28 protein-coding genes and 1 tRNA gene are annotated in these 26,756 nt (G+C 65.3%); 11 read left to right on the forward strand and 18 right to left on the reverse strand.

Annotated elements, in window-relative coordinates; translation table 11 throughout:
* Positions 1–19: 19 nt before the first annotated feature.
* Together G4223_RS14525 and G4223_RS14530 are read right to left on the reverse strand one after the other, a co-directional pair.
* Entirely contained in the window at positions 20–1,171 is a 1,152-nt protein-coding gene (locus G4223_RS14525) for an enolase C-terminal domain-like protein (protein ID WP_163681227.1), read from the reverse strand.
* Between the two features lie 13 nt (positions 1,172–1,184).
* Positions 1,185–2,291, reverse strand: coding sequence for a patatin-like phospholipase family protein (locus G4223_RS14530; RefSeq protein ID WP_163681230.1), 1,107 nt, complete (start codon positions 2,289–2,291; stop codon positions 1,185–1,187).
* Between the two features lie 141 nt (positions 2,292–2,432).
* Between G4223_RS14530 and G4223_RS14535 the strand changes: the two genes are divergently transcribed.
* On the forward strand, positions 2,433–2,825 hold the full coding sequence (locus G4223_RS14535) for a Crp/Fnr family transcriptional regulator (protein ID WP_163681233.1): 393 nt from the start codon (positions 2,433–2,435) through the stop codon (positions 2,823–2,825).
* Between the two features lie 3 nt (positions 2,826–2,828).
* Here the strand turns inward: G4223_RS14535 and G4223_RS14540 are convergent, their stop codons facing one another.
* Positions 2,829–3,056 carry a hypothetical protein gene (locus tag G4223_RS14540; protein WP_163681237.1) on the reverse strand — a complete coding sequence of 76 codons (228 nt, stop codon included), beginning with the start codon at positions 3,054–3,056 and terminating at the stop codon, positions 2,829–2,831.
* Between the two features lie 110 nt (positions 3,057–3,166).
* Between G4223_RS14540 and rnr the strand changes: the two genes are divergently transcribed.
* From rnr to rpmG, 4 genes are all read left to right on the forward strand, one after another.
* Positions 3,167–5,419, forward strand: coding sequence for a ribonuclease R (gene rnr, locus G4223_RS14545; protein ID WP_163681239.1), 2,253 nt, complete (start codon positions 3,167–3,169; stop codon positions 5,417–5,419).
* 196 nt (positions 5,420–5,615) lie between these two features.
* The gene (locus G4223_RS14550; RefSeq protein WP_163681243.1) at positions 5,616–7,238 is read left to right on the forward strand and encodes a S41 family peptidase; all 1,623 of its coding nucleotides are present in this window, start codon (positions 5,616–5,618) and stop codon (positions 7,236–7,238) included.
* A gap of 118 nt (positions 7,239–7,356) precedes the next feature.
* Entirely contained in the window at positions 7,357–8,385 is a 1,029-nt protein-coding gene (locus tag G4223_RS14555; protein WP_163681269.1) for a GGDEF domain-containing protein, read from the forward strand.
* A 95-nt stretch (positions 8,386–8,480) separates the two neighbouring features.
* A complete protein-coding gene (gene rpmG, locus G4223_RS14560; RefSeq protein ID WP_068499100.1) occupies positions 8,481–8,648 on the forward strand; it encodes a 50S ribosomal protein L33 in 168 nt (55 codons plus the stop codon).
* A 136-nt stretch (positions 8,649–8,784) separates the two neighbouring features.
* Here rpmG and G4223_RS14565 read toward each other — a convergent pair whose 3' ends face one another.
* Complete coding sequence (locus tag G4223_RS14565; RefSeq protein WP_163681271.1) at positions 8,785–9,150, reverse strand: response regulator; 366 nt, start codon at positions 9,148–9,150, stop codon at positions 8,785–8,787.
* 122 nt (positions 9,151–9,272) lie between these two features.
* Positions 9,273–9,647, reverse strand: coding sequence for a DUF423 domain-containing protein (locus G4223_RS14570; protein WP_241004125.1), 375 nt, complete (start codon positions 9,645–9,647; stop codon positions 9,273–9,275).
* Positions 9,648–9,713: 66 nt separating this feature from the next.
* Between G4223_RS14570 and G4223_RS14575 the strand changes: the two genes are divergently transcribed.
* On the forward strand, positions 9,714–10,313 hold the full coding sequence (locus tag G4223_RS14575; RefSeq protein WP_163681275.1) for a FecR family protein: 600 nt from the start codon (positions 9,714–9,716) through the stop codon (positions 10,311–10,313).
* A gap of 18 nt (positions 10,314–10,331) precedes the next feature.
* Here the strand turns inward: G4223_RS14575 and G4223_RS14580 are convergent, their stop codons facing one another.
* The gene (locus G4223_RS14580; protein ID WP_163681277.1) at positions 10,332–10,937 is read right to left on the reverse strand and encodes a hypothetical protein; all 606 of its coding nucleotides are present in this window, start codon (positions 10,935–10,937) and stop codon (positions 10,332–10,334) included.
* Positions 10,938–10,978: 41 nt separating this feature from the next.
* Positions 10,979–11,839, reverse strand: a complete 861-nt coding sequence (gene purU / locus G4223_RS14585; RefSeq protein ID WP_163681279.1) for a formyltetrahydrofolate deformylase — start codon at positions 11,837–11,839, stop codon at positions 10,979–10,981.
* Positions 11,840–11,989: 150 nt separating this feature from the next.
* Here purU and G4223_RS14590 point away from each other — a divergent pair, with 150 nt between their 5' ends.
* The gene (locus G4223_RS14590) at positions 11,990–12,331 is read left to right on the forward strand and encodes a hypothetical protein (protein ID WP_163681281.1); all 342 of its coding nucleotides are present in this window, start codon (positions 11,990–11,992) and stop codon (positions 12,329–12,331) included.
* 30 nt (positions 12,332–12,361) lie between these two features.
* Here G4223_RS14590 and G4223_RS14595 read toward each other — a convergent pair whose 3' ends face one another.
* From G4223_RS14595 to murI, 4 genes are all read right to left on the reverse strand, one after another.
* Positions 12,362–12,862 (reverse strand): hemerythrin domain-containing protein, encoded by a 501-nt coding sequence (locus tag G4223_RS14595; RefSeq protein ID WP_241004126.1) that lies wholly within the window; start codon positions 12,860–12,862, stop codon positions 12,362–12,364.
* 12 nt (positions 12,863–12,874) lie between these two features.
* Positions 12,875–14,164 (reverse strand): hypothetical protein, encoded by a 1,290-nt coding sequence (locus G4223_RS14600; RefSeq protein WP_163681283.1) that lies wholly within the window; start codon positions 14,162–14,164, stop codon positions 12,875–12,877.
* Between the two features lie 4 nt (positions 14,165–14,168).
* The gene (locus tag G4223_RS14605) at positions 14,169–14,780 is read right to left on the reverse strand and encodes a DUF2249 domain-containing protein (RefSeq protein ID WP_163681285.1); all 612 of its coding nucleotides are present in this window, start codon (positions 14,778–14,780) and stop codon (positions 14,169–14,171) included.
* A gap of 94 nt (positions 14,781–14,874) precedes the next feature.
* A complete protein-coding gene (gene murI / locus G4223_RS14610) occupies positions 14,875–15,708 on the reverse strand; it encodes a glutamate racemase (RefSeq protein ID WP_338086882.1) in 834 nt (277 codons plus the stop codon).
* Positions 15,709–15,846: 138 nt separating this feature from the next.
* Between murI and G4223_RS14615 the strand changes: the two genes are divergently transcribed.
* A complete protein-coding gene (locus tag G4223_RS14615; RefSeq protein WP_163681289.1) occupies positions 15,847–16,548 on the forward strand; it encodes a Crp/Fnr family transcriptional regulator in 702 nt (233 codons plus the stop codon).
* 5 nt (positions 16,549–16,553) lie between these two features.
* The gene (locus tag G4223_RS14620; RefSeq protein ID WP_163681290.1) at positions 16,554–17,261 is read left to right on the forward strand and encodes a Crp/Fnr family transcriptional regulator; all 708 of its coding nucleotides are present in this window, start codon (positions 16,554–16,556) and stop codon (positions 17,259–17,261) included.
* Between the two features lie 6 nt (positions 17,262–17,267).
* Here the strand turns inward: G4223_RS14620 and G4223_RS14625 are convergent, their stop codons facing one another.
* From G4223_RS14625 to G4223_RS14640, 4 genes are all read right to left on the reverse strand, one after another.
* A complete protein-coding gene (locus G4223_RS14625; protein WP_163681291.1) occupies positions 17,268–17,462 on the reverse strand; it encodes a CCE_0567 family metalloprotein in 195 nt (64 codons plus the stop codon).
* 84 nt (positions 17,463–17,546) lie between these two features.
* Positions 17,547–20,225, reverse strand: coding sequence for an ATP-binding protein (locus G4223_RS14630; RefSeq protein WP_163681292.1), 2,679 nt, complete (start codon positions 20,223–20,225; stop codon positions 17,547–17,549).
* A complete protein-coding gene (locus tag G4223_RS14635; RefSeq protein ID WP_241004127.1) occupies positions 20,222–21,019 on the reverse strand; it encodes a phosphate/phosphite/phosphonate ABC transporter substrate-binding protein in 798 nt (265 codons plus the stop codon). Before G4223_RS14635 ends, G4223_RS14630 begins: the two co-directional genes overlap by 4 nt.
* A gap of 169 nt (positions 21,020–21,188) precedes the next feature.
* Complete coding sequence (locus tag G4223_RS14640; RefSeq protein WP_163681294.1) at positions 21,189–21,920, reverse strand: polysaccharide deacetylase family protein; 732 nt, start codon at positions 21,918–21,920, stop codon at positions 21,189–21,191.
* 232 nt (positions 21,921–22,152) lie between these two features.
* Here G4223_RS14640 and G4223_RS14645 point away from each other — a divergent pair, with 232 nt between their 5' ends.
* Complete coding sequence (locus tag G4223_RS14645) at positions 22,153–22,602, forward strand: RrF2 family transcriptional regulator (RefSeq protein ID WP_163681296.1); 450 nt, start codon at positions 22,153–22,155, stop codon at positions 22,600–22,602.
* A 62-nt stretch (positions 22,603–22,664) separates the two neighbouring features.
* Here the strand turns inward: G4223_RS14645 and G4223_RS14650 are convergent.
* Positions 22,665–22,741: transfer RNA gene (locus G4223_RS14650), tRNA-Pro, on the reverse strand.
* Between the two features lie 103 nt (positions 22,742–22,844).
* Between G4223_RS14650 and G4223_RS19770 the strand changes: the two genes are divergently transcribed.
* On the forward strand, positions 22,845–23,045 hold the full coding sequence (locus G4223_RS19770; RefSeq protein WP_205762521.1) for a hypothetical protein: 201 nt from the start codon (positions 22,845–22,847) through the stop codon (positions 23,043–23,045).
* Positions 23,046–23,115: 70 nt separating this feature from the next.
* Here the strand turns inward: G4223_RS19770 and G4223_RS14660 are convergent, their stop codons facing one another.
* Together G4223_RS14660 and G4223_RS14665 are read right to left on the reverse strand one after the other, a co-directional pair.
* Positions 23,116–24,330, reverse strand: coding sequence for an NADP-dependent isocitrate dehydrogenase (locus tag G4223_RS14660; RefSeq protein ID WP_163681298.1), 1,215 nt, complete (start codon positions 24,328–24,330; stop codon positions 23,116–23,118).
* Between the two features lie 61 nt (positions 24,331–24,391).
* Positions 24,392–26,617 (reverse strand): NADP-dependent isocitrate dehydrogenase, encoded by a 2,226-nt coding sequence (locus G4223_RS14665; RefSeq protein ID WP_163681300.1) that lies wholly within the window; start codon positions 26,615–26,617, stop codon positions 24,392–24,394.
* Positions 26,618–26,756: the final 139 nt, after the last annotated feature.

Genomic DNA, 26,756 nt, shown 5'->3' on the forward strand with positions numbered 1-26,756 from the left:
CAAGTGCGCCGGGAAAGGATCAGGCAGACAGGTCGGACAACAGCGACCGAATTGCCTTGTCGGCCTCGAAACCGATCCCGTCCGTTTCCGGCACCACCACGGCACCCTCAACCATCTCGCAACCACCCAGACCCCGGAACGGCGCAAAGGCCTCGGGAGTCACCTCGACGCCCCCCAGACCAAGGGCCGAGGCAACGTGGACCGCGAAGCGATGGCCGCCATGGGGCCAGAATGCCCGCCGAGGCCAACCCCGAGCCGTCAGATCGGCTACGATCCGCAGATAGCCCGGAAAGCCGTAGCAATGAACCGGATCGAAGACCAGGACATCACGATCGCTCCGCAGGCCACCATGCTCCGCCAACAGACGCGCCTCGGTGACATGGAACAGCGCCTCACCGGCCGCCACGGCACCGCCATAGGCGGTGATGGCCCGTCGATGGGTATCGAAATCCAAGGGATCGCAAATGTCCTCGAACCACCACAGACCCAAGGGAGCCAAAGCCTGGGCCGCCGCCTCCGCCGTTTCCGGCCCGAAGGCGTTCATGGCGTCCACCGCCAGCAAGCCCGCCCCTCCCATCTCACCCGAGGCGACCTCGACCCGCCGCAGATCCCCGGCCATTCCGCCGACGCCGCCCAACTTGATCTTCGCTCGAAGGAACCCGGCGTCGCGGAATCGGCGAATTTCATCGCGCAGACGGCACAGGTCGTCATGGGAATAGGGATAACCGCCACCGGCATAGACCGCCACCGTCGCGCTCCCGTCACGCCCCAGCCGCCGGGACAGCAGGCGGTGAAGCGGCTCTTGGGCGATCTTGGCTGCGGCGTCCCACAGCGCCATGTCCAAGGTCCCCACCGCCACGCACCGCTCGCCATGCCCGCCGGTTTTCTCGCCGGCCATCATCGCGTCCCAGGCACGGAACGGGTCCAGGCCGCCATCCTCGGCACGCAGATCAGGCATCGCCAACAGACGCGGGGCGAAACGTTCGCGGATCAGCCCGCCCTGGGCATAGCGCCCCACCGAGCCGTAACCATAGCCGACCACCGGCCGCCCGCCCCGCATGACGTCGGTGACCACCGCCACCACGCTGGTCGTCAAGCCGCCGGAAGATGCCGGAACGTCACCGTACCGGGACAACGGCAACGTCATCTCTCGGACAGAAGTGACCCGCATCCGTCCCCGAGCCTCAGCGCAGTCCCTGTCTCGCGATCATCTGATCGCACAAGGCCCGGGTATCCCAGGACGAGGTCTTGCCCAACGCCGCCTCGACCTCGGGCCACAGACGCTTGAACGCCTCTTGCCCCACTTCGCGCAGATGCCTGAGGAAATCCCATGATGGCGCATCCTTGGAATAGACGCCCAGTTTGGTCATCTCCTCGTCGGCGTGGATGCGATGCAGGTTGACACGGCGGTATCCCGCCTCGGGCCTGATCTGGTCCGCGTCGATCAGGCGGTTGATGGTCTCGATGGCGTTGACCTCGTGCACCAGACTGGCCGAGAAGGTAATCTCGGACAGCCGGTCCATGACCTGACGCGCCCCTCGCGGCACCCCCTCGCGGTGCAGCGGCGTCACCGTCACCAGCACGATGTCGTCGCAATCGCCGCCGCGCAGACAATCCACCAGCGGCGTCAGCGGCGGGTTGCCCATGTAACCGCCATCCCAATAGGTGCCGCCGGCGATGGTCACCGGCTGGAAGGTGTTGGGCAGACAAACCGAGGCCTTGAGCGCCTCGGGCGACACGGCACCGTCCACGAACAGTTGGCGCCGGCATTCCTCGATGTCGGTGGCGGCCACCAGGACCGACGGCACCCCCGGCTCGGGCATCGCCAGGATGGCCGGAAGCTCGGGCAAAACCTGGCTCAGCACGGTGTTCAGATAGGTGCCGATGCCGGCATCGGAAACGCCGCCGGCGACGGCCATGTCGGCCCAGCGCGCCGCCGGGCTGTCATCGATGTTCCAGCCCGGCGACAGGCCGATGGCGGCAACGAACGGATTGCCGCCCCAGAACGCGGCGCGGGCGACGTTTTCCCACAATTCCTGAAGCTTGCTCCGCGCCGCTTCGGCCATGCGCTTGGAACGGGCTGCCGCCGGTCCCGGCAATGCCGTTCCCTGGCGCAGCCCATAGGCCAGCGCGGTGGCGTTCAGCGCTCCCGCCGAGGCGCCGCTGGCCGCCGCCAGTTCGATGCCCCCCGACGCCACATGATCCAACAGCCCTTCCAGCACCCCCCAGGTGAAGGCGCCGTGGGCGCCGCCGCCCTGAAGTGCCAGGGCGATCCGCCGCGCTTTGGCCATCGCTGCCTCCCTTCGGATTATTTATCAAGAGACTACACTGAATACGTGTGAGTGACAACGTCACCCGACGGCGGCCGATGGACAAAGTGCGAGGGTGCGCTAAGCTGTGGTCGCCAGGACTATCACAGGGGATCCAAGAACATGAGCGGCAATCCCGAACGGCGCACCTTCACCAAGGGCAGCGTGATCTTCCGCGAAGGCGACAGCGGGTCCGAGGCGTATCTGGTGCAGAAAGGCTCGGTCCGCATCTTCAAGACCGTGCATGGCCGCCGCGTCACCTTGGGCGTGTGCAAGCCGTTCCAGGTGTTCGGCGAACTGGCGCTGTTGGACGACGGCCCGCGCATGGCCGCCGCCGAGGCCAGCGAGGACACCACCGTCCTGGTGCTGTCGAAAGCCCGCGTCCGCGACATGATGGACAGCGCGGCGCCGGGGCTTGCCACCTTGATTCAGTCGTTGATCGGCACCATGCGCTCGATGGGCGACGAACTGGCGGCCGCGCGGGCGCAACTGGCGGAAAACGGCATCGAAAGCTGAAGCTTACTCCGCCGTCTTCTTGCGGGTGGTGGTACCGTCGAACGGCGTTTCCGACAGCGGCGCGGCCTCGTCCTCGACCTTCAGGGTCTTGGCGTATTGCTCGCGCCATTCGCGGTCGGTCTGGCCGGACTTCTTGCGCGCCTGCGCCTTCTTGACGCATTCGGCGATCATCTTGTCCATGGGGGACTGTTTCTTCGGCGGCGCGGGCTTCTTCGGCTTCGACTTTGCCATGACGGGTCTCCGGTGGCGGCGCGCCCAGCATGGGCCTGTGTTTCCGTCCTGTCAAAACCTTCACCGTGCACGCCCTTGTGGCGCCAAGCCCCTGGGGATAGGCTGAGAACATGACCAAGCCCAAACGCCCCAAGATCACCCCCATGCCCTCCAAACAGGAGGTGCTGGACTTCATCCGCTCGCAGACCGGCCGCGTCGGCAAGCGCGAGGTGGCCCGCGCCTTCAACCTCAAGGGCGCCGACAAGATCGGCCTCAAGGCCATCCTCAAGGAATTGGAGGGCACGGGCTCCATCGAACGCGGCCAGCATCGCCGCTTCGCCCGCCCCGGCGCCTTGCCCGAGGTGGCGGTGGTTGAGATGGTCGGTACCGACACCGACGGTGAACTGATCGGCCGCCCGGTCGGGTGGGAAGGCGAAGGCCGGCCGCCGCGCGTGGTCATGGCGCCCTGGCGCAAGGGCGACGTGGTGGCGGGCGTCGGCGACCGCGTGCTGAGCAAGCTGCGCCGCATCAAGGACGACCTGTACGAAGGGCGCGCCATCCGTCTGGTGGGCGAGGCCCGAGCCCGCGTGCTGGGGGTGTTCGAGCCCATGCCCGACGGTTCCGGCCGGATCAGGCCGACCTCGCGCAAGGAAAAGGCCGAATACAACGTGCCGCGCGGCGAAACCGGCGGCGCCGAAGCCGGCGAACTGGTGATGTGCGACCTGCTGCCCGGCCGCGTCTACGGTCTGCGCCAGGTGGCGGTCAAGGAACGGCTGGGCCGCATGGGCGCCCCCAAATCGGTGTCCTTGGTCGCCATCCATGCCAATGACATTCCCTTCGTCTTTCCCGACGGCGTGCTGGCCCAGGCCGAGGCGGCGGGGCCGGCATCCATGGACCACCGCCTGGACCTGCGCCCGGTGCCCCTGGTCACCATCGACGGCGAGGACGCGCGCGACTTCGACGACGCGGTGTGGGCCCAGCAACAGGAAGACGGCGGCTGGCATTGCATCGTCGCCATCGCCGACGTGTCGTGGTACGTGCGCCCCGGCGACGCCCTGGACAAGGAAGCGTACAAGCGCGGCAACTCGGTCTATTTCCCCGACCGGGTGGTGCCCATGCTGCCGGAACAGCTTTCCAACGGCTGGTGCAGCTTACGCCCAAACGAGGACCGCGGCTGTCTCGCCGTGCATTTCTGGCTGGACAAGGACGGTAACAAGACCAAGCACAAATTCGTGCGCGCCATGATGCGCTCGGCGGCACGGCTGACCTATACCCAGGTGCAGGACGCCCAGGACGGACGCCCGGACGAGTTGACCGGGCCGTTGCTGGAGCCGGTGATCAAGCCGCTCTATGGCGCGTGGAAGGCCCTGTTCGCGGCGCGCGAACGGCGCGGCGTGCTCGAGCTCGACATCCCCGAACGCAAGGTGGACATCAGCCCCGAAGGGGTGGTGCTGGGCATCAAGCCGCGCCCGCGCTTCGACAGCCATCGTCTGGTCGAGGACTTCATGATCCAGGCCAACGTCTGCGCCGCCGAGGAACTGGAGCGGGTGAGAAAGCCTTGCATGTACCGCGTCCATGACCAGCCCAGCGTGGAAAAGCTCGACGGCCTGCGCGAATTCCTGTCGTCCATGGACCTCAGCCTGCCGAAAGGTCAGGCGTTGCGGCCCGGCCAGTTCAACCAGATCCTGGAAAAGGTCAAGGGAACCGCCAACGAGACCCTGGTCAACGAAGTGGTGTTGCGCAGTCAGGCCCAGGCTTGCTACAGCCCGGAAAACATCGGCCATTTCGGCCTGAACCTGGCGCGCTACGCCCACTTCACCTCGCCCATCCGCCGCTATGCCGACTTGCTGGTGCATCGCGCGCTGGTGTCGGGCCTCAAGCTGGGCGATGGCGGCCTACCCCCCGATTGCCTGGCCGAGTTCGTCGAATGGGGCGAGCACATTTCGACCACCGAACGCCGTGCCGCCACCGCCGAGCGCGAAGCGGTCGACCGCTACGTCACCGCCTTCCTGGCCGACCGCGTGGGCGCCGGCTTCGTCGCCAAGGTGTCGGGCGTCACCCGTTTCGGCCTGTTCGTCACCTTGCTGGAAACCGGCGCCGACGGTCTGGTCCCGGTCAGCACCCTGCCCGAGGATTTCTACGACCACGACGAAACGCATCATGCCTTGGTCGGGCGCCGCACGCGCCGCCAGTTCCAACTGGGCCAGACGCTCGACGTGGTGCTGCATGAAGCCAACACCTTGACCGGTTCCATGCTGTTCCGGCTGGCCGAGACGGAACCGACCACGTCCGATGGCGACCGGCGGCCGCCACGAACGCGGTCCCGCCTGGCCAAACCGGAAAGGAAAGGCGCCAAGGCGGCATTCAAACGCGGCCGCAGATAGGACCCCGCCCCAATATTAACATCCTGTTAATAGGAACCGCTCCCATACCTGTTCCTGGTGAGCTTTTCCTATTAACAGGCATTGTTTTCCTTGCTTTTAATTTACTTTTCATCAGCAAGGGGCTAAGAAAAATGACGGTTTTCCGGCCTTCGTCGGAGCATTTCGCCCCACGTGCCGCGTCGGAACCGCGTTCCGGGTGCCCGATTTGAAACGTAACGCCACCGCTCGCTGGATTGTTGCCGCCTCGTTGTTGATCGCCGGCTCGTGCGCCCCGGTCAGCCAGAAGCTGCATGCCATGCCCGAGGCCCCCTACGACACCGGCGAGGCCGAGCGGACCATCCATTACGCCTACACCTCGATCGTCGAACGCCACCTCGAACGCGCCACCGCCGCCGACGTGGCGCTGGAGGGCATGCGGGGACTGGCCGCCATCGACCCGGAAATCGTCGTGTCCCGCCTGGACGGCAAGATATTGCTGAGCGCGTCGGATCATCTGGCCGCCGAATATCCCGCGCCCGAGGCCGACGACGTGCGCGGCTGGTCCCGCCTGACCGTCACGGTCGCGTTGGAAGCGCGAGGGTTGTCGGCCCGCATGCGCGAAGCCGACGTCGAAGCCGTGTACCAGGCGGTGTTCGACGCCACGCTTTCCAAAATGGACCTGTTCTCGCGCTATGCCGGCGCCAAGGAGGCGCGCGAACACCGCGCCAGCCGCAACGGTTTTGGCGGCATCGGCATCAAGTTCGACCTGACCGACGGCGAATCGCGCATCAGCGAAGTCATGGAGGACACCCCGGCGGCCGAGGCCGGTCTTCAGGCCGGCGACATCATCACCCACATCGAGGGTGAATCGCTGTCCCAACTCAGCAAGGACGAGATTTCCAAGCGCCTGCGCGGGCCGGTGTCGTCCAGCCTGGCGATGACCGTGCGCCGTGGTTTCAAGCCCATCGAGGTCAACCTCAGGCGCGGATTGATCGTCCCCCCCACCGTCAGCGCCCATCTCAGGAACGGCATCGCCGAAATCCAGATTTCCAGCTTCAACCAGCGCACCACCCAAAGCCTGCGCCAAAGCCTGGAGCACCTGCGCGACCTGAACGGCGGCAACCTGGCCGGCGCCATCTTGGACATGCGCGGCAATCCCGGCGGCCTGTTGGATCAGGCGGTCGGCGTTTCCGACCTTTTCATGCGCGACGGCACCATCGTCTCGACCCGAGGCCGCTCGCCGCTGGCCAGCCAGTCCTATGACGCCCATGACGGCGACATCGGCGAGACCCTGCCACTTGCCGTGCTGGTGGACAGCAAGTCGGCCTCGGCCGCCGAAATCGTCGCCGCCGCCCTTCAGGATTCCGGCCGCGCCGTGGTGATCGGCACCAACTCCTACGGCAAAGGCACCGTCCAGACGGTGATCCGGCTGCCCAACGATGGCGAGATGACCCTGACCTGGTCCCGCTTCCACACACCGTCGGGCTACGCCCTGCATGGGCTGGGCGTGCTGCCGACATTGTGCACCGCCGACACGGCCGCCACCGTGGACGGATTGACCGCCGGACTGGCGCAAGAGACGGCGCCGACCGCGACCACCGTCAACCTCGGCCTGTGGCGCCACACCCGGCTTGACGAAACCGGCCTGCGCCGGCAATTGCGTGACACCTGTCCGGGCGCCGCCCATGGTGACGCCCGCCTGGAAACCGATCTGGCCGAGCGGCTGTTGCTTCAACCCGAACTCCACATGCGGGCGCTGGCGCTGTCGGCACCGGCCGAAACACCGGCGGCTGCCGAACTGCGGGATCCCCTCCAAAGCACGGGACAGCATTCCCGTTAGGGTCTTTCCCCCACTTGCAGTTGACGCCTCCACAGGATTTGAGGCAGAGTCCGCGCCGCCCGCGTGCTGACCGCCACGGGTCTGGGGGAACGGCGCCAAGCCGTGCGAAAGCGGGCGGATGTCAGAAAACCACGTCACACTGGAAAGCGTCCTGCAATCGGTGGTCCGCATCACCGAGCAGCGCAGCCGTGAGAACCTGGAACAGTGTCTGGTTTCGACCCTGGCCGAACTGAGCGGCATCCGCGCCGCCACCATCGCCCGTCCCCTGCGCCGCAGCAACGGCACGGTCATCGAGATCCTGGCCCGCGCCGAATTGGGCACGGGCAAGGACGCCGACCCGTTGTGCCGCCCCTTGGACGACCATCCGCTGATGGCTCGCAGCCTGACCACCGCCTCGGAAATCCGCGAACCATCCGTGGAAGGGGGCGAACATTGCTGCCTGCCGGTGCTGGACGGCGACGAGGTGGTGGCCTTCCTGGTGGTGGAAAGCTCGGACGGCATGGCCGGTTCGGAAACGCTGATCCGGGGGTTCCTGGCGGTCTACCGCAACTTCCTGGCGGTGCTCAAGGATTCCGAACGCGACACCCTGACCGGCCTCAAGAACCGCAAGACCTTCGACGACAACATCAGCCGCGCCATCGCCCAGACCCGCGCGGCCCGGACCTGGGACGACGACCGCCGTCACCACGACGACGACGACCATCATTGGCTGGGCATCGTCGACATCGACCATTTCAAGCGTATCAACGACACCTATGGTCATGCCTTCGGCGACGAGGTGCTGTTGCTGTTCGCCGCCCTGATGCGCAAGGTGTTCCGCACCGAGGACCTGTTGTTCCGTTTCGGCGGCGAGGAATTCGTGGTGGTCCTGGCCCCCACCGAAGCCGAACGCGCACGCCAGGCCTTCGAACGCCTGCGCGAAACCGTCGAGAGCTTCCATTTTCCCCAGGTGGGACAGGTCACGGCCTCGGTCGGCTTCGTGCGCATCGACCCAGATGACATCCCCGCCACCGTGGTCGGCCAGGCCGACGAGGCGCTGTATTGGGCCAAGCGGCACGGCCGCAACCGGGTCTGCTGGTACGACGATCTGGTCGCCGCCGGAGAGCTGAAACCCCACGCCACGGAGGGCGGCGTCGAACTGTTCTAAGGCAAGCCGTAAGAACCCCTTGACTCCTGGCGCCAGATCAGTATTTTTCGCCCCCTACGTTTCGTACCAGAACCAACGATTTCGGGATTTTCGTCATGGCCAAGCCTGCCACCATCCTCATCAAGCTGCTTAGCTCCGCGGGTACGGGCTACTTCTACGTGGCGAAGAAGAACCCCCGCAAGACCACCGAGAAGCTGAAGTTCCGCAAGTATGACCCCGTCGTGCGCAAGCACGTCGAGTTCAACGAAGCCAAGATCAAGTAAGGCTCCTTCGGACCTTCGATGACGCTTCGCGCCCGCCCGGGCCATGCCTGGGCGGGCGTTCGCTTTTGCGCACGGCACTCGCGACAGAAGAAAGGCCCCGAATGGGGCCTTTTCACGTTTCGTATGGAATGGTGCCTCAGTTCAGGAACTTGGCGACGGTCTGAAGAAAGCCGGCGACCGAGATCGGCTTGGCGATATAGCCTTCGCAACCGCCTTCCCGAATCTTTTCCTCGTCCCCCTTCATGGCGAAGGCGGTGACGGCGATCACCGGAATGACCTTCAACTCGGCATCGTCCTTGAGCATCTTGGTGATCTCAAGGCCCGAAATCTCCGGCAACTGAATATCCATCAAGATCAAGTCAGGACGATGCGCGCGGGCAATGTCCAACGCCTCGCGCCCGTCCTTGGTCTGCAAGGTGTTGTAACCGTTGGCCTGAAGCAGATCGTTGAACAACTTCATATTCAGGTCGTTGTCTTCGACGATCAGTACGGTTTTCGGCATGACATCCCCTGAAATCGACAAGAAAACACCCCTACCCCGTCTATTTCCCCCACAGGATACGGCGCATCAAGACAGCGACATCATGGGCAATTTGCGAACACAAGTCAAACCAAGGTGCCTCTTTAGGAACGCCGCCGAGCCGCAAACGCCCCGGACACCGCCAGCACCAGCCAGCCCGCCATGAAGGACACGCCGCCAGCCGGCGTCACCATCGGGACCGGCAATTGCCCCCCGGTCAGCGCCCGCCAATACAGCGAGCCACAGAACAAAACCAACCCGGCCAGGAACAGCGCCGCCGCGCCATGGGCCAGACGCCGTCCGTCTACCGCCAGCCGGTCGGCGGCCAACAGCGCCAGCGCATGCAGCAACTGATATTGCGAGGCACGCTCGCCCAGGCTTTGAAGATAGGGGTCGGCCCCCAGTCCATGGGCGGCATAGGCCCCCATCCCCACCGCCACCACCCCGTTCAGCCCGGCCAGCACCACCCACGCCCGCATTACCTTCTCCTTGACAGGCCATGACATTCCGCAGCCAATCTAACGCAAGCCAAAGGGAGGCACAGCATGCGTTTCGGAAAATGGCTGATCGCGGTGTTGTTTGCCTGGCCATGGGCGGTCCTGGCCGAACCGGTGGGGACGGTGCAGCGCGTGGCCGGCGACGCCCGCGCGGACGGGGTGGCGTTGGCATCGGGCACCGCCTTCGAAAGTGGAGCCGAGCTGACCACCGGCGACAACTCCCGCCTGGAAATCGCCTTCGTGGATGGCGGCCGGCTGGTCTTAGGCGAACATGCCCGCCTGAAAGTGGAGCGTTATCTTTACGACCCGGCCGCCAACAGCGGCGAAGCTCGTCTGAAGGTGACCGACGGCGCCTTCCTGATCACCAGCGGTGCCGTCGCCAAGCTGCCGGGGCGACCGTTGTCGGTGGCGACACCGGTGGCGGTGATCGGCGTGCGCGGCACCCGGTTCTGGGGCGGCCCCTTGGGCAATCCGTTGGATGTGCTGGTTCTGGAGGGCGCGGTGACGGTGACCAACAACGCCGGCCACGTCGATCTGGACGCCGGCCAGGGAACCGGCGTCGCCGCTGTCGACCAAGCGCCGGGCGCCCCGGTCAAATGGGGAGAGGCAAAAATCCGCCGTGCCCTGGACAGCGTGGAATTCCGCTGATCCGTCGTGAAACGGGGATCAGTTCGGACCCAAGGAGCCGAAACGGCGATCATAGGTGTCGGACGAACCGCCCAGCCGGATGGCCTGGTCCACGGTGGCGGTGGCGGCAATCCGGCTGACCAGCGGTTCGGGCGGCGGCACCACACGGACGGCAACCGGAACCACCGGCTTGGCAACCGCTTCCGGCGCCGGAGCACCGGCTTGCTGCACCGGCTTGGACAGGGAGTGGGCAACCGCCTCGGGCGCGACCGGAACCGGGCCAGCGGCAGCCGTGACGGCAACGGTGACGGGGGCCGGGACATCCGACGTAATGTCGGGAACCGGCGCGACGGCGACATCGGCATCCGTGTCGGCTTCATCCTCGGCCACGCCCTTGACCTCGATCTCGGCCTCGTCACGGGAAGGGGCCGCACTGGCCTCGGTCGCGTTCTCGCGTTCGGACAAGTCCCGCAAATAGGCTTCGCGCGCCCGCTCTTCCTGGCGGCGAATGTCTTCGACGGTGCGGGCCGGGCCCAGGCCGGCCATGACGAAATCACCGACCACGCCCAACCAGTCGGCGTTCGTTTCTTCTTCGGCGGCGGCCGGCACGGTCATGGCGACCAGGGCCAGCAGCGGCGCTCCCATGCGTAAAGCTCGCGACATAGCCGGACTTTATCAGAACCGTCTTATTTGAACACTACGGTTTTCGAACCGTTCAGCAAAACCCGGTGTTCCACATGCCAGCGCACCGCACGGCCCAACACCAAATTCTCGATGTCGCGGCCGATACCCACCAGATCGTCAGGGGTGTGGGTGTGATCCACACGCTCCACCGATTGTTCGATGATCGGGCCTTCGTCCAGGTCCGGGGTGACGTAATGGGCGGTGGCGCCGATGATCTTGACGCCGCGGGTATGCGCCTGGTGATAAGGCTTGGCGCCCTTGAAGCTGGGCAGGAAGGAATGGTGGATGTTGATGGCGCGGCCCTGAAGGCGCGTGCACATGTCCGAGGACAAAATCTGCATATAGCGGGCAAGGACAGTCAAATCGGCGCCGACACGATCGATGACCTCCATCACGCGGGCTTCCTGGCCGGCCTTGTCGTGCTTGTCCACGGCGAAATAATGGTACGGGATGCCGTGCCATTCGACGATGGAACGCATCTCGGGATGGTTCGAGATCACCGCCGGAATCTCGATGTTGAGCTGTCCGGTGTGATAACGGTGCAGCAAATCCACCAGACAATGGCCGAATTTCGAGACCAGGATCACCACGCGCGGCTTTTTCGTCAGGTCGTGCAACGTCCAGATCATCTGGAAGCGTTCGGCGACGATGGCGAACATCTTTTCGAACTCGGTCCGGGTCGGGGTCAGCGCGCCGGCGGCGAACACGATGCGGCAGAAAAAACGCCGCGACAGCGGGTCGCCGTATTGCGCCGCCTCGGTGATGAAGCAGTCGTGCTGGGTCAGGAAACCGGACACGGCGGCGACGATGCCCACCGTGTCGGGACAGGTGATGGTCAGCACGAAAGTATTCTTGTCGGACATGCCCGTACTCCTTGTCGCCCCCGCTTGATAGCCGAGGCGGACGCTATCGCCAAGCCGCAAACCGCCGCTTGCCTTTTTTCCCGTTATCGCCCATGGTCCGCGGGTCTTTTGGGCCCCTGCGCCCCATACCGTCCTGACCGAGGTATCGCGATGATCACCGTCTACTACAAGTCTGGAAGCGCCCAGTGGAAATACGAGCTGGACGAAGCAGAACACGACTACATCATCAAGAACCTGCTTGAGGACAAGCCCGACATCGAAGAGATGTTCGACGACTCGCTGGAAATCCTGCGCGACGTCGCCGACCTCGACGAAGACGAGATGGACGAGGACGACCAGATCGACCAGACCATCGCCGTCGCCTTCCTGTGGCATTATTTCAACCACATGGCCAAGCCGGAAGAGCGCATCCAGGGCGACATCGCCCTGATCGAGGAAGACGACGGCGCCGGCGTCACGGTGTTGCCCGCCGCCGACATCGTCGAGGAATGAGCGAAGGCCCCGTCAGGGGCCTTTTTCATGTCACCCCACCGTCTCGCGGTAGACCTGCGCCAGACGGACGTCGGTGTCGCCGTCCACCAGCGCCGAAATGGCGGCCAGAAGCCCCATCTCTTCTTTCTGGATGTGAAAGATCTCGCGCTCGACCAACTCGACGCCGGCATCCTTGAAATCCCGCCAGTCCTGTTCGCCGAAGGCGCCGGCCGCCACCGCCGCGTCGGCCAGATCGGCGACCCTGAGCGCCAGCGGCAGGATGGTGCGGTGTTCCATGGTCAGCATCATGACGATGCCGGTTTCGCCGCGCCGGGTGAATTCCGGGAACAGGTGGTTTTCCTCGAAGCCGAAATGCTTTTCCACTTCTTGACGAAGGGTGCCGCCAAGCGCCGCCAGGAACGCCTTCACCGTCTCGTCCAAGACCGGTGCTCCGCGTTGGCGGCCCAGGAATTCCTCGAGGTTTTGCAGGCTTTCGATGGTGGCCATGTGGTCCTGGTGCAACAGGGAACCGGTCTGGGTCTGCATCAACATTTGGCGAAATCCTCAGGCTTTTGAAGGTTGGGCCGCCCGCTCTTGGGCGATCAGGCGCGACAGGACTAGGAAGGCGGAAAGGGCGAAGGCCAAGGCCCCGACCAGTCCCAGGGCGGCAGCGGCCCGGATCACCGGCACAGATCCCGCCATCAGGCCAACGACGCCAAGCGCCAGCGCCGCGCCATGGCATACGGCATGAACGGCCAGCGGCCGTTCCGCCACCAATTTGGACATCAGCACCGGCCGGCCGCTGGCGCCGCCCGAATGCATGGACGCCAGAAACGGCATGATGCGCTGCAAGATGCCGGTGACGAAGGTCAGCAGCCAGCCGAACACCAGAAGCCATCCCCACAGCGGCGCCGACAATTCGGGCGCGCCGCCCACGGCCACCGCCATTCCCAGAACCACGCTGACCGGCAACAAGATCCACGCCAGCCGCACCAGCCGAAAGAATGGCTCCAGGCGTTTGCGCATGCGACTTTCCAATACCGCCAGAAGCGCGCGCAGATGCAATCCGATGGCGACCAGTCCGACCACGCCGCCAGCCACGGCCACCATGCCCTGTCCCAGCACCAGCCCCGCCACCGCCAGAACCAACGCCACGGCGGACAACGTCGCGCTTTGCCGGCCGACGGCGTCGGGCACCCCTTGGGACAGCACGAACATCGGCACCAGCACGTAGGAAAAGCCCAAGGCCAGATTGCCCATGAAGCCATACCCGGCCAGCACCGCATGGGCGGCGGCGACGGCGCCGCGACGGTCCAGGAACCCCACGCCCACATCCGACACCAGCAACAGGCCAAGCACGGCAAGACCAAGCAGGGACGCCAGGGCGATCCAGGCGTGGCGCGTAACGCCGGGCAGGTCGGATACCTGGAGCAGGTTGCGCCCCACCAGCACCCCGAACAGCGACAGCCCCGCCACGGTCAGCCACCCGCCGGCATGCATGGCGCCCACATGTTCGGCTCCCATGCCCAGGCTCAGCACCACGACACCGGGCGTATAAAGCCACCACGTCAGCCGGCACGCCCACAGCGGCCCCAATTGGCGCCGGGTCGCCACCGGCAACATCTGGAAGGCGGCCCCCATGGCGGTCATGCCGAGAACGCCCAGCGTGATCAGGTGCAGCCCGGCCAAAGCCGGCCCCAACCCGCCCTGGAACCCAGGCAGCGTGTCGGCGCCAAGCAGCACCGCGCCCCAGCCGGCAACATGCAGGACCACCGCCGAGGCGAAGAAACGAAAGGGCACCGACGGCGGCAGCAACCGGTCCTTGGCCCCCATCATCAGCATGCCGGGAACCATGGCCTCAGCCCTCGCGCATCAGCCACAGGCGGACATTGGCGAATTCCTCGGCCATGCGTTCCACCCGCCAGCCGCGCTCGGCCAATTCCGGGAACAGGAATTGCGGCACGCGTTCGTGATGCACCACCACCGTCTCGGTCGCGGCGACGGCGTCAAGCAGGCGCAGCACCGCCAGCATGGGCTGCGGCGGCTTGAGCTTGCGCACGTCGATATGCAAACCGTCGTCTTCGCGCCAGGTCATGGCTCCTTCCGGCCCGACCTCGACGTCGGCGTCGCGCTCCCAGTCCTGGCCGCCGTTCAGCACGAAGAACACCCGCCAATGGCCCGGCCCCAGGTTACGCCCGTACGAAGAGAAACCGCGTGCCGCCAGGATGCGGCGCAGCGGCGACGGGTTGAAGGGAGCGTCGATCACCAGGGCACCGCCGAATTCGATGCCGTCGGCGGCTTCCATGATCAGCCCCAAAGGGTCCTCGCCGGTGGCCAGGGCCGGACGCACGTCCAGCGGTTCGATATCCAGCGCCAACGCCAGCCATTCCGGCGGCCCCGGTTGCCGTTCCGCCGTCGAATCCTTGTCTGTCAAGCCCTTGGCCGTCGCGCCCGTTGTCCGGTCGTTCATGGCAAACTCCCTGCTTTGTCGCCAACCCTACACCGGGTGTGGTCGATTCCCTTGACGTTCGACAAGGGAAGCAAGAAGCGGGCCGGGCCGGCCTTCAGCCGATGTCCACCAACTCCACCTGGGCGGCGGCGATGCCCCAGGGCACGAACACCCCGGCCACGCGGGCGAAGCGATCGGGAGCGTCGGTGACCATGTAACGCACCTCGCCCGCCGTCGCCGTGGTCGCCAGACGGCGGTGGGACAGCAGATCCTCGACCGCGCTGGCGGTGGTCGTGGCGGAATCGACGATGGCCACCTCGGGCCCCAGCAGCCGGCGCAACAACGGTTCCAGCGCCGGGAAGTGGGTGCAGCCCAGCAACAGGCAGTCGGCGCGCCCGTCGGGCGGCGGGTCCAGGAACAACGGCGCCAGATAATGCCGGGCGATCATCTCGGCGATGGCGTCGTCGACCATGCCTTCCTCGACCATCGACACGAACAACGGACAGGCCCGCGACGTCACCCGCGCGCCGGGCCGCGAATGCAGGATGGCGCGGGGATAGGTGCCGGCCTGGACCGTGCTTTCGGTGGCGATGACCGCGATGCGGCCTTCGGCGCTGGCGTGGCCGGCGGCGGTGGCGCCCGGTTCCACCACCCCGATCACCGGCAGGCCGGGGAAGGCGGCCCGCAAAGGTTCCAGCGCATGGGCCGACGAGGTGTTGTCGGCCACCACCAGCGCCTTGATGCCGGTGGCGACCAGGGCGCGGGCGGCCTGAACCGCGTAATGGCTGACCGCCTCGGCACTCTTGGTGCCATAGGGCAGACGCGCCGTGTCCCCCAGATAGACCAGCGACTCGCGAGGCAGGCGCTCACGCAGGGCCTTGAGCACGGTCAGCCCGCCCACGCCGGAATCGAACACTCCGATAGGCAGGTCGCGTTTCTTCTGAGGCACGGTTCTGGCATCCTTGGCGGCGGAAGCCGGCATCCTTGGTCCGTCGGCATGGAAAAGCAAGCGCCGAGCGCGGGCATCAGCCTCTTGGCGACGCCCGGACATTGGTCTAGGGTCTAACCGGCATCCAGGGAGCCTATTATGCCCGATACCGCGCCGGACAAGAGCGTCCTGCTGCAACTGCAATTCACTCCGCTGTTCTCGGGCCTGCTCGAAGCGGACATCCGTGCGCTGATCGAGGGCGCGCGCCTGATGTCCCTTGCCCACGAACACGCGCTTTACGACCAGGGCGACCTTGTGGCCGACTTCTACGTGGTCCTTGACGGCCATGTTGAATTGTCCGTGGACAGCGGCGGCCGTCGTTCGGTGGTCGAGGTGGTGCGCAAGGGCACCGTGCTGGGCGACGCCGCCATGTTCGGCGATGGCCGCTTCCTGATGAGCGCGCGGGTGCTGACCGGCGCCACCGTCCTGGCGGTGCCGGCGGCGTCGTTCCTGGACAAGCTGGAAACCCGCTTCGACATCATCACCCACATGCTGTCCACCATGTCGTTCCGGCTGCGCATGCTGGTGCGCCAGATCGCCGAACTGAAGCTCAAGACCACCGCCCAGCGGCTGGGCAGCTTCCTGCTGTCCCAGGCCGAAGCCGAGGAAGGCCGCGTCACCCTGCGCTTCCCTTACGACAAGCGGCTGGTGGCCGACGAATTGGGCATGAAGCCGGAAAGCCTGTCGCGGGCGCTGGCCAAACTCGGCAAACTGGGGGTCGAATCACGGCCCGACAACAGCGTGGTCATCGCCGACATCGAACGGCTGCGCGAATTCTGCGTCGAAGACGACATGGGGTAAGGAAGATGGCCGGGTTACCCGCCGCGGATCTTGAACTTTGCGCCCAGGCACCGCTGTTCGCGGCACTGGACAGAACCGACCTTTGCGCCCTGCTGGAACAGGCCCAGGCGGTGTCCTATGGCGAAACCGGCCTGTTGTTCAGCCAGGGCGACACCGCCGACCGCTTCTTCGTGGTGCTGGCCGGCCGCGTCAACCTGTTCGCGCTGACGGAAACCGGCGACCAATCCATCATCGAGGTGTTCGACGCCGTCGCCACCTTCGCCGAGGCCGCCATGTTCTCGTCGGGCAAGTTTCCGCTTAATTGCGAGGTTCTGGCGGGGTCCCGGCTGGTGCACGTGCCGGCGGGGCCGTTTCTCAAGCGGCTGAGCGAAAACCGCAAGACGGCGTTTCACCTGATGTCGGGTCTGTCGCGCTGGCAGATGCGCATGATCCACGAGATCACCGAGTTGAAAAGCAAGTCGCCGGGCCAACGTCTGGCGTCGTTCCTGTTGGCGCTGGCCAGGAAACAGGAAGGCGACGCGGAAGGCGGCGGCACCCAGGTCCGTTTGCCGATCACCAAGGCGGTGCTGGCCAGCCGTATCGGCATCGCCCCGGAATCGCTGTCGCGGGCCTTGGGCCGGCTCAAGGCGGTGGGCGTCGAAAGCCATGGCCGCGAAGTGGTGCTGACCGACCTCGACGCCCTGCGCCGGCTGGTGCGCGAAGGGGAAGAATAGGGTTCTCTAACCGGCCGCCTTCAACTGCTCGCGCGCGGCGGCCAGACGGGAATGCAGATCATAGCATTTCTGCGCCACCTCGGGGATTTTCTGCCAATCGGTGGGCAGTTCCTCGGACAGGTCGTGCAAATCCATCTTGGCCTGGGTGGCCTGGGTCGACAGCTTCTTGATCTCGGCTTTCAGGGTATCGACGTCGCTCATGTCTTGGTCCCGGCTGTGGCTTGGCGGAAGCGCACGACCCGAGTTTAGACCTATTTTTAGGCATATTCCAATATTGCTTATTTTTCAGGCGCGCCGTTCCACGTGAGCGGCCGTGCCGTCATCCAACCTGGCTTTCCAGCGATCGAGCAGCGTCCCCAGTTTGGTCCGGTCGATCGGCTTGGCGATGTAGTCGTCCATGCCGGCGGCCAGACAGATTTCGCGGTCTCCGCTCATGGCGTTGGCGGTCATGGCGATGATCGGCACCGAACGCGCCGCCCCGTCCAGCGCCCGGATCGCCCGCGTCGCGTCCAGGCCGCTCATGCCCGGCATCTGCATGTCCATCAAAACCAGATCGAAATCGCCGGACCGGACCTGTTCCACCGCCGCCACACCGTCGTCGGCGACCTCGGCGTGGTGACCGAACTTCTCCAGCAACCCCACCGCAACCTGTTGATTGATGACATTGTCCTCGGCCACCAGGATACGCAGTCCCCCACGCCGATGCCCCGGAGCCGGCGCACACACCGGCGAAGGCATGTCGGCGGCGACGCCGAACACCTGGGCCAGGGTCTCGACCAGGGCCGCGCCGTCCAACGGACGGGACAACAGATGGGTCACCCCCACCGCCGCCAGATTGGCGCCGTCGTCCCGTCGCAGCAATTCGTCGCCCACCAGGACCGCCGCCACCCCTTTCAGGGTCGGATCGGCACGGGTCAGCAACACGAGGTCAAGCGCGGTGACCCCACTCAGCCTGTCGTCGAGCAGCATCACCGTCGGCGGACAACCGGCGGCGGCGGCCTGACGCAGCATGGCCAGCGCCTGGATGGCGTCCAGGGCCAACGTCACCTCGAGCCCCAGGCGGTCGAAAACCGGCTCGACCTCGGCCAACATGCCCGCATCCTCGGTCACCGCCAGCATCCGCGACCCTGGCGGCAACACGATGTCGCGCACGACCGCGCTCCGGTTCTCGGCGCGGGTCAGCGGCACGCGGAACCAAAAGGTGCTGCCGTGGCCGGGCTCGCTGAGGAAACCGATCTCGCCGCCCATCTGTTCGACGATGCGCTTCGAGATGACCAGCCCCAGACCGGTGCCGCCGAAACGGCGCGCGGTCGAGGAATCGGCCTGGGTGAACATGGTGAACAGGCGCGCCTGCGCCTCTTCGGGAATGCCGATGCCGGTATCGACCACCGCGACCCGCAACCATTCCCGTTCACCCTCGGCGGCAACCGAGGCGACGACGTCCACACGGCCGCGCTCGGTGAACTTGAGCGCGTTACCGGCCAAATTCAGCAACACCTGACGCAAGCGGCCGGAATCGCCGACGAACACCCCCTCGCACCGGCCATCCAGCCGCCAATCCAGAACCACCTGGCGTTCGCGGCCGCGCGGAACCAACAGGTCCACCACACCGGCCACCACGGACTTTATTTCAAAGGCGCTTTCCTCGAAGCTCAACTTTCCGGCCTCCATCTTCGAGAAGTCCAGGATGTCGTTGATGATGGTCAGCAACGAATCCGCCGACACCCGAACCGTGTTGGCGAAATGGCGTTGTTGTGGATCCAGCGGCGTGTCCAGCAACAATCCGGTCATGCCGATGATGCCGTTCATGGGGGTACGGATTTCGTGGCTCATGGTGGCCAGGAACGCCGCCTTGGCCTCGGCCGCCGCCTCGGCCGCGTCCTTGGCCGACAACAATTGCTGGGCGAACATGCGCGAGGCGGTGGCATCGACGAAGGTCCACAGCCGCCCTCCCGTCTCTCCGCCGCCCAGAACCGGGAACGAACGGTGGGTGACGATGCGGCCGTTGCCCATTTCGATGTCGCCGCCGCCGCCGGCCGTCACCTGTTCGGGCAACACCGCCGTCACCGACTTTCCCGCCGGCTCCTCCTCGCAGTTCCAGATGCCGCAGAACGCCGGATTGGCGTAGACGATCTGGCCGTCGCCATCGGCGAACAGCACACCGAATTCCATGGCCGACAACAGGGACAACAAGCGGGCGCGTTCCTGGTCCAAGGCGCCGGCCAGCCGCGACTGCTGGTGCAAGGTCTGGTTCAGGTCGCCCAGCCGTTCGTCCACCGCGCGAGCCATGGCGTTGAAGGCGGCCCCCAGACGGCCGACGTCGTCATCGCCTTCGGCCACCCGCACATGGGCGTAGTCGCCGGCCGCCACCTGGGCGCTGGCGCGGGTCAACTGGCCCAGATGGCGGGTCAGCCACCAGCCCACCAAGGTCAGCAACAAGGCGGTCATGACCACCTCGCCCACCGCGATGGCCACGCCTTGGACCACCAGGGCGCGACGGGCGGCGACGATGTGGTCGAGACCCAGGCCGAAATGCAGGGTCCCCAGCTTCTGCCCGGCCGACACCACCGGCACCACCACGTCATAGCGGGCGCCGCCATCCTTGTCGGCCAGGGAAAAGCCGGAATCAGCCGATGGCAAGGGACGGTCCTCGTCCCATCCGGCCCGCGCCATGACCTTGCCGCGCGAATCGGCCACCGCCAGATAGGACAGACCATCGGCCATCTGGCTTTCCCGCAGGATGGCCTGAAGGGTGACGGTGTCGCGCTGAGCCAGCGGCGCCACCAGGGCAGCGTTGAGGACGGGGGAAATCTGTTCGGCATGCAGCCGGGCCTGTTCCGCCAGGCTGGAATAAAGCAGGCGGACGGAATTGCCCACCAGCGCCGACAGCATCACCGCCTCGACGCACAACGCGGCCACCAAAAGCCGCGCCCGCACCGTTCGGAAACGAGGCAGGAACCTCATGGCGTGTCGCCCCCGAGGTTTCGCCGCACCTCGTCGGCATAGGGGGCCATGGCCTGAAGTTCGTCCTCCGTGATGTCGCGGTATCCTTCGAGCTTGTTCTCGGCGAAGTAACGCTGGCCTTCGGCGGTGGCGGCAAAGGATCGCAACGCCGACAGCACCAGATCACGGCGGGCCGCATGACGGCCGTTCAGCATGTATACCCGGCCGGCCAACGGCGCGCTTTGTTCCTGAATCCGCAAGCCGGCCTGAACGTCGGCCGGCAGTTTCTGGAAATTGGCCAGCGAGATGAAACCGGCGGCGGCATCGCCGGCCAGAATCAGTTGGGCGACGCTGTCGGCGGCGCTGACATAGCGGGTCTGACGCGGTTTGACGCCCTTGCCGTCCAGCCAGTGCAGTCCCCACAAGGTCACCAGCGACGACGGGTTCAGCCCCAAGACCACCTTTCCCGCCAAATCGGCGGCGGAGCCGATCGGCGAGTCGCGCCCGACCACCATCACCGCGCGGAAACTGGCGGCATAGGTCAGCAACGGCACGTAGCCGGAATCGGCCCGCAGCAACTCGGCCTGATGGCCGGTGGTCACGGCGATGTCGTATTGTCCGGCCACCGCACGGCGGGCGAATTCGGTGAAGTCGGGCGCGGTGATGATCTCGACCGGTTGGCCGAGGGCGGCGGCAAGAGCCGCCCGCACCGGCTGGTACTGTTCGATGATCACACGGGCCGAGGTATGGGGCGCGACCGCCACCACGAACGACGGTTCCGCCGGAGTCTGGGCGCGAACGGGCACGGACATCATGCCAATGCACAACGCAGCCACGATTCCCATCAGGCGCATCACATCACCCCCCGAAAACAGACACCAGCCAATGGTAATACAGTCAATTGTAGGGGCGAACTATGAACAGCCGTGCGGCCTCGCTTTAACAATCCTCCAATCGACGTTCAAATTTTGTGAATGCACGCGATCAAAGAAAAAACCGGCTGAGCAGACTTTGCGACGCGTGCGGCACCAGCACGCCGGCCCTCAGCTTCGCCGCGGCCAGTTCGACCAGCAGCGCCTCCATCAACGCCACCGTCACCGCCGCCTTGAGGTGACCGTTGGGACGTTCGTTGATCGGCTGGTCGTGCATCAAGACGATAGCTCCCTTGATGGCGGCGGACGAGACCACGCGGCGGGCCTCGACGCGGCACGCCGCCTCCACCTCGGCGGCCGAGGCGCAACGGGGAGATATCAGGTGGTCCTCGGTGGACAGACGCCAATGGGCGATCTGGCTGCCGGGCATCCAACGGCGAATGGCGCGATGAACCGCTATCTTGCGGTAGCCACCGTTATAGGGCATGCGCACCAGATAGGCGGAAGGGGTCGGCCGGTACTTGGCCAACAGGGTCTCGCAGCGGTCGAAATCGGCGATCAGCCGCTCGGGTTTCTCCCGATCCAGCCGCACATGTTCCCAGCCGTGGCCATAGACGGCGTGTCCACGGCGCACCGTTTCCTGCACCAGTTCCTCGGCCAGTATCGCACGGCACCCGGACATGAAGAACGTCGCCTTGGCGTTGTGGCGGTCAAGCACATCCAGCATGGCCGGAAGGGAATCGGGCATGGGCGCGTCGTCGATGGTGATCGCCACCGCATCGTTGCCCGGCGGCTGCGTGCGCAGCACCGGCAACCACATTCCCGGCGAAACGCTGACCTGCATCCTGACATTCCTCCCAACAGCCAACAGGCCGGACTCGCGGCGCCGGCATCAAGGCCGAGTACCGTACGAAGGGGGGCAAACACAGTCAAGGAAGGTCTCGGGGCGCCCCTACCCCTTCACCGCGTGGCACGGCACGCATTGACGCCTTGCCGGGCAACCGCCACATTTAGCGCGCGCGGCCCATCCTGCCACGGACACCAGGGCCCGCCACTTCAGCTTGTCGAGACACCTCATGCTTGCCAGCAAAGCCAAGTACGGATTGAAGGCCATGGTCTACCTGGCCCGCCGCGAGAACGAGGGGCCGTCGCTGATCATCGACATCGCAACGGCCGAGCACATTCCGCGCAAGTTCCTGGACACCATCTTGCTGGAACTCAAGACCCACGGCTTCCTGAGCAGCAAGAAGGGCAAGGGAGGCGGCTACCAGTTGGCGGTGCCCGCCGCGCACATCCGCGTCGGCGACGTCATCCGGGTCCTGGACGGACCGTTGGCTCCGGTCCCGTGCGTGTCACGCCGGTCCTATCGGCCGTGCACCGATTGCGCCGACGAAGCCGCCTGCGCGGTACGGGCGGTGATGCAGGACGTGCGCGACGCCATCGCCGGCATCCTCGACAATACCACCCTGGCCGACATGGCACGGCGCACCGTCAAGGTGGAACCCGTGCTGATGTACGACATCTAGTAATCCATCGCGCCATGGAAATGAAAAGCCCGCCAAGTCCGAAGACTTGGCGGGCTTTCATATGGTCGGAGTGAGAGGATTCGAACCTCCGGCCCCTGCCTCCCGAAGACAGTGCTCTACCAGGCTGAGCTACACTCCGGTCGCCTGCGAGGCGCTTCTTATAGCGCCAACCCCGGCGCCGTGCAAAGGGAATTTGCGACTTTTTTCACGACCTTGCCAAGCTTATCCCACAACGCGGATTCTTGTGGAATATCAACACCCACTGCCGCACCATCGCCGACATGCGCATTTGTTTCCTGGGCGACAGCTTCTTCAACGGCACCAACGCCCCCACCTGTCTGGGCTGGACCGGGCGGGTCTGCGCCCTGGCGCGGCGACGCCTAAGCAAAAGGCCGCGCAACCATGGCTGCGCGGCCTTCGCCGATATTTCCCCGGAACCCTAGTTTCCCCCACCTTAGGTGGATGGCTAGGGGGCGGACCTAACGGGGCTTCCTTTCGAGACAGTAGCCGGTATCAGACGCCCATCTTCTTCTTCAGGTTCTCGTCCAGCTTGTCCAGGAACTGCTGGGTGGTCAGCCACGATTGGCCGGGGCCGATCAGGATGGCCAGATCCTTGGTCATGAAGCCCGATTCCACGGTTTCCACGCACACTTCCTCGAGCGCCAGGGCGAACTTCTCGACCTCGGGGGTGTTGTCGAACTGGGCGCGGTAATAAAGGGCGCGGGTCCAGGCGAAGATCGAGGCGATCGGGTTGGTCGAGGTTTCCTTGCCCTTCTGGTGCTCGCGATAGTGCCGGGTCACCGTGCCGTGCGCCGCCTCGGCCTCGACCACCTTGCCGTCGGGGCTCATCAGCACCGAGGTCATCAGGCCCAGCGAACCAAAACCCTGGGCCACGGTGTCGGACTGGACGTCGCCGTCGTAGTTCTTGCACGCCCAGACGAAGCCGCCCGACCACTTGAGCGCCGAGGCGACCATGTCGTCGATCAGACGGTGTTCGTAGGTCATGCCGTGCTTTTCGAACTCGGCCTTGAACTCGGTCTCGTAGACTTCCTGGAAGATGTCCTTGAAACGGCCGTCATAGGCCTTGAGGATGGTGTTCTTGGTCGAGAGATAGACCGGCCACTTCTTGAGCAAGCCGTAATTCATGCAGGCGCGGGCGAAACCACGGATGGATTCGTCCACGTTGTACATGCCCATGGCGACGCCGGCACCGGGGAACTGGAACACCTCGTGCTCGATGACCTCGCCGTCCTCGCCCTCGAACTTGATGGTCAGGCGGCCGGCGCCCGGCACCTTGAAGTCGGTGGCCTTGTACTGGTCGCCAAAGGCATGGCGGCCGATGACGATGGGCTGGGTCCAGCCCGGCACCAGGCGCGGCACGTTCTTGCAGATGATCGGCTCACGGAACACGGTCCCGTCAAGGATGTTGCGGATGGTGCCGTTGGGCGACTTCCACATCTTCTTGAGGTTGAATTCCTTGACGCGCGCCTCGTCGGGGGTGATGGTCGCGCACTTGACGCCGACGCCGTATTTCCTGATGGCTTCGGCCGATTCCACGGTCACCTGGTCCTCGGTGGCGTCGCGGTGTTCGACACTGAGGTCGTAGTACTTCAGGTCGACATCAAGGTACGGCAGGATCAGCTTGTCCTTGATGAACTTCCAGATGATGCGGGTCATCTCGTCGCCGTCGAGTTCCACGACCGGGTTGGCGACCTTGATCTTCTTCATTCTCACATCCTCGCTGAAAAACTGCGGCGGGGGCTTTTGGCCCCCGCCGTGCTTGTTCGTGTCAGAGGGTCGCCAGAACCGCGTTGAGCGTGGCGCTGGGACGCATGGCGGCGGAAGTCTTGGCAAAATCGGGGAGGTAGTACCCCCCCATGTCGACCGGCTTGCCCTGGGCGGCAATCAACTCAGCGTTGATCTTATCCTCGTTCTCGGCCAAGGCCTTGGCGACGGGAGCGAAGCGGGCCGCGAGCTCGGCATCCTTGGTCTGGGCGGCCAGGGCCTGGGCCCAGTAGAGCGCCAGATAGAAATGGCTGCCACGATTGTCCAGTTGTCCCACCTTGCGGGCCGGCGAGCGGTTGTTCTCAAGAATCTTGCCGTTGGCCTGGTCCAACGTCTCGGCCAGCACCTGGGCCTTGGCGTTGTCGAAGGTCTGGGCCAGATGTTCGAGCGACACACCGAGCGCCAGGAACTCGCCCAGGGAATCCCAACGCAGGTAGCCTTCTTCCTGGAACTGCTGGACATGCTTGGGAGCCGAGCCGCCGGCACCGGTCTCGAACAGGCCGCCGCCGGCCATCAACGGCACGATGGACAGCATCTTGGCCGAGGTGCCGAGTTCGAGGATGGGGAACAGGTCGGTCAGATAGTCGCGCAGCACGTTGCCGGTCACCGAGATGGTGTCCAGCCCCTGGCGAATACGATCCAGCGAGAACTGGCAGGCCTCCTCGGGCGCCAGGATCCGCAGGTCGAGGCCGGCGGTGTCGTGGTCCTTGAGGTAGGTTTCGACCTTGGTGATGATCTGGGCGTCGTGGGCGCGGTTCTTGTCCAGCCAGAACACCGCCGGGGTGTTCGACAGACGCGCGCGGGTGACCGCCAGCTTGACCCAATCCTGGATCGGCGCGTCCTTGGCCTGGCAGGCGCGAAAGATGTCGCCCTTCTCGACCTTCTGTTCCATCAGCACGGCGCCCGAGGAATCGACCACGCGCACCACACCATCGGCGGGCATCTCGAAAGTCTTGTCGTGGCTGCCGTATTCCTCGGCCTTCTGGGCCATCAGGCCGACATTGGGGACGCTGCCCATGGTCTTGGGATCGAAGGCGCCATGCTTCTTGCAATCCTCGATCACCACCTGGTAGATGCCGGCGTAGCAGCGGTCGGGAATGACCGCCTTGGCGTCGTGCAGCTTGCCGTCACGGCCCCACATCTTGCCCGAATCGCGGATCATCGCCGGCATCGAGGCATCGACGATGACATCCGACGGCACATGCAGGTTGGTGATGCCCTTGTCGGAATTGACCATGGCCAAAGGCGGGCCATTCTCGAAGGCCGCAGCGATGTCGGCCTCGATGGCCGCCTTGGTCGCGGCAGGCAGCTTGTCCAGCTTGGCCAACAGGTCGCCGAAGCCGTTGTTGACGTTGACGCCGATTTCCTTGATCGCGTCGGCGTGACGTTCGAACACGTCCTTGAAGAACACGGTGACGGCATGGCCGAACATGATGGGGTCCGAAACCTTCATCATGGTCGCCTTGAGATGCAGCGACAGCAGCAGGCCGGGCTGGGACTTGGCGTCGGCGATCTGTTCGGCGAAGAAAGCGCGCAGGGCGCGCACGTTCATCACCGCCGTGTCGATCACCTCGCCGGCCTTGAGCGCGGTCTTTTCCTTCAGCACGATGGTGGCGCCGTCCTTGCTCACCAGTTCGATACGAACATCGGTGGCGTCGGCCACGGTCACCGACTTTTCGCTGCCGTAGAAGTCGCCATGGCTCATGTGGGCGACATGGGCCTGGGACGACGCCGTCCAGGCACCCATCTTGTGCGGGTTGTTGCGGGCGTATTGCTTGACCGCGCCGGCGGCGCGACGGTCGGAATTGCCCTCGCGCAGAACCGGGTTGACGGCCGAGCCCAGCACCTTGGCATAACGGGCCTTGACGTCCTTTTCGGCGTCGCTGGCCGGGTCCTCGGGATAGTCGGGAACGGCGAAGCCCTGGGTCTGCAATTCCTTGATGGCGGCCTTGAGCTGCGGCACGGAAGCGGAAACGTTGGGCAGCTTGATGATGTTGGCTTCGGGCTTGAGCGTCAGTTCGCCCAGTTCGGCCAACTGATCGGAAATACGCTGTTCCGGCTTCAGGCTGTCGGGAAAGGTGGCCAGGATGCGGCCGGCCAGCGAAATGTCGCGGGTTTCCACGGCGATGCCGGCGGCCTTGGTGAAAGCCTGCACGATCGGCAGCAGGGAATAGGTGGCAAGCGCAGGCGCTTCGTCGACCTGGGTCCAAATGATTTTCGCGTCGGTCATTCTTTTCGGTCCCCGTTTCATGCCAATCGAGAGGTGTCTGCCGGAGGTTGTTCCAACTCTTCTCCAGACAGCCGGGGACGATAGCATCCAGGGCGACGAACGCAAGACGAAAGCACCACCTTGGTGTGGGAAACGGGTG

The sequence above is a fragment of the Magnetospirillum aberrantis SpK genome (genome assembly GCF_011022235.1).
Lineage (GTDB): Bacteria > Pseudomonadota > Alphaproteobacteria > Rhodospirillales > Magnetospirillaceae > Magnetospirillum > Magnetospirillum aberrantis.

Bases quoted from the DNA above. Each gene is read 5' to 3' on its own strand.
- G4223_RS14525 (WP_163681227.1), bottom strand. From the start codon at position 1,171: ATGCGGGTCACTTCTGTCCGAGAGATGACGTTGCCGTTGTCCCGGTAC.
- G4223_RS14530 (WP_163681230.1), bottom strand. From the start codon at position 2,291: ATGGCCAAAGCGCGGCGGATCGCCCTGGCACTTCAGGGCGGCGGCGCC.
- G4223_RS14535 (WP_163681233.1), top strand. From the start codon at position 2,433: ATGAGCGGCAATCCCGAACGGCGCACCTTCACCAAGGGCAGCGTGATC.
- G4223_RS14540 (WP_163681237.1), bottom strand. From the start codon at position 3,056: ATGGCAAAGTCGAAGCCGAAGAAGCCCGCGCCGCCGAAGAAACAGTCC.
- rnr (WP_163681239.1), top strand. From the start codon at position 3,167: ATGACCAAGCCCAAACGCCCCAAGATCACCCCCATGCCCTCCAAACAG.
- G4223_RS14555 (WP_163681269.1), top strand. From the start codon at position 7,357: ATGTCAGAAAACCACGTCACACTGGAAAGCGTCCTGCAATCGGTGGTC.
- rpmG (WP_068499100.1), top strand. From the start codon at position 8,481: ATGGCCAAGCCTGCCACCATCCTCATCAAGCTGCTTAGCTCCGCGGGT.
- G4223_RS14565 (WP_163681271.1), bottom strand. From the start codon at position 9,150: ATGCCGAAAACCGTACTGATCGTCGAAGACAACGACCTGAATATGAAG.
- G4223_RS14570 (WP_241004125.1), bottom strand. From the start codon at position 9,647: ATGCGGGCGTGGGTGGTGCTGGCCGGGCTGAACGGGGTGGTGGCGGTG.
- G4223_RS14575 (WP_163681275.1), top strand. From the start codon at position 9,714: ATGCGTTTCGGAAAATGGCTGATCGCGGTGTTGTTTGCCTGGCCATGG.
- G4223_RS14580 (WP_163681277.1), bottom strand. From the start codon at position 10,937: ATGGGAGCGCCGCTGCTGGCCCTGGTCGCCATGACCGTGCCGGCCGCC.
- purU (WP_163681279.1), bottom strand. From the start codon at position 11,839: ATGTCCGACAAGAATACTTTCGTGCTGACCATCACCTGTCCCGACACG.
- G4223_RS14590 (WP_163681281.1), top strand. From the start codon at position 11,990: ATGATCACCGTCTACTACAAGTCTGGAAGCGCCCAGTGGAAATACGAG.
- G4223_RS14595 (WP_241004126.1), bottom strand. From the start codon at position 12,862: ATGTTGATGCAGACCCAGACCGGTTCCCTGTTGCACCAGGACCACATG.
- G4223_RS14600 (WP_163681283.1), bottom strand. From the start codon at position 14,164: ATGGTTCCCGGCATGCTGATGATGGGGGCCAAGGACCGGTTGCTGCCG.
- G4223_RS14605 (WP_163681285.1), bottom strand. From the start codon at position 14,780: ATGAACGACCGGACAACGGGCGCGACGGCCAAGGGCTTGACAGACAAG.
- G4223_RS14615 (WP_163681289.1), top strand. From the start codon at position 15,847: ATGCCCGATACCGCGCCGGACAAGAGCGTCCTGCTGCAACTGCAATTC.
- G4223_RS14620 (WP_163681290.1), top strand. From the start codon at position 16,554: ATGGCCGGGTTACCCGCCGCGGATCTTGAACTTTGCGCCCAGGCACCG.
- G4223_RS14625 (WP_163681291.1), bottom strand. From the start codon at position 17,462: ATGAGCGACGTCGATACCCTGAAAGCCGAGATCAAGAAGCTGTCGACC.
- G4223_RS14630 (WP_163681292.1), bottom strand. From the start codon at position 20,225: ATGAGGTTCCTGCCTCGTTTCCGAACGGTGCGGGCGCGGCTTTTGGTG.
- G4223_RS14635 (WP_241004127.1), bottom strand. From the start codon at position 21,019: ATGATGTCCGTGCCCGTTCGCGCCCAGACTCCGGCGGAACCGTCGTTC.
- G4223_RS14640 (WP_163681294.1), bottom strand. From the start codon at position 21,920: ATGCAGGTCAGCGTTTCGCCGGGAATGTGGTTGCCGGTGCTGCGCACG.
- G4223_RS14645 (WP_163681296.1), top strand. From the start codon at position 22,153: ATGCTTGCCAGCAAAGCCAAGTACGGATTGAAGGCCATGGTCTACCTG.
- G4223_RS14660 (WP_163681298.1), bottom strand. From the start codon at position 24,330: ATGAAGAAGATCAAGGTCGCCAACCCGGTCGTGGAACTCGACGGCGAC.
- G4223_RS14665 (WP_163681300.1), bottom strand. From the start codon at position 26,617: ATGACCGACGCGAAAATCATTTGGACCCAGGTCGACGAAGCGCCTGCG.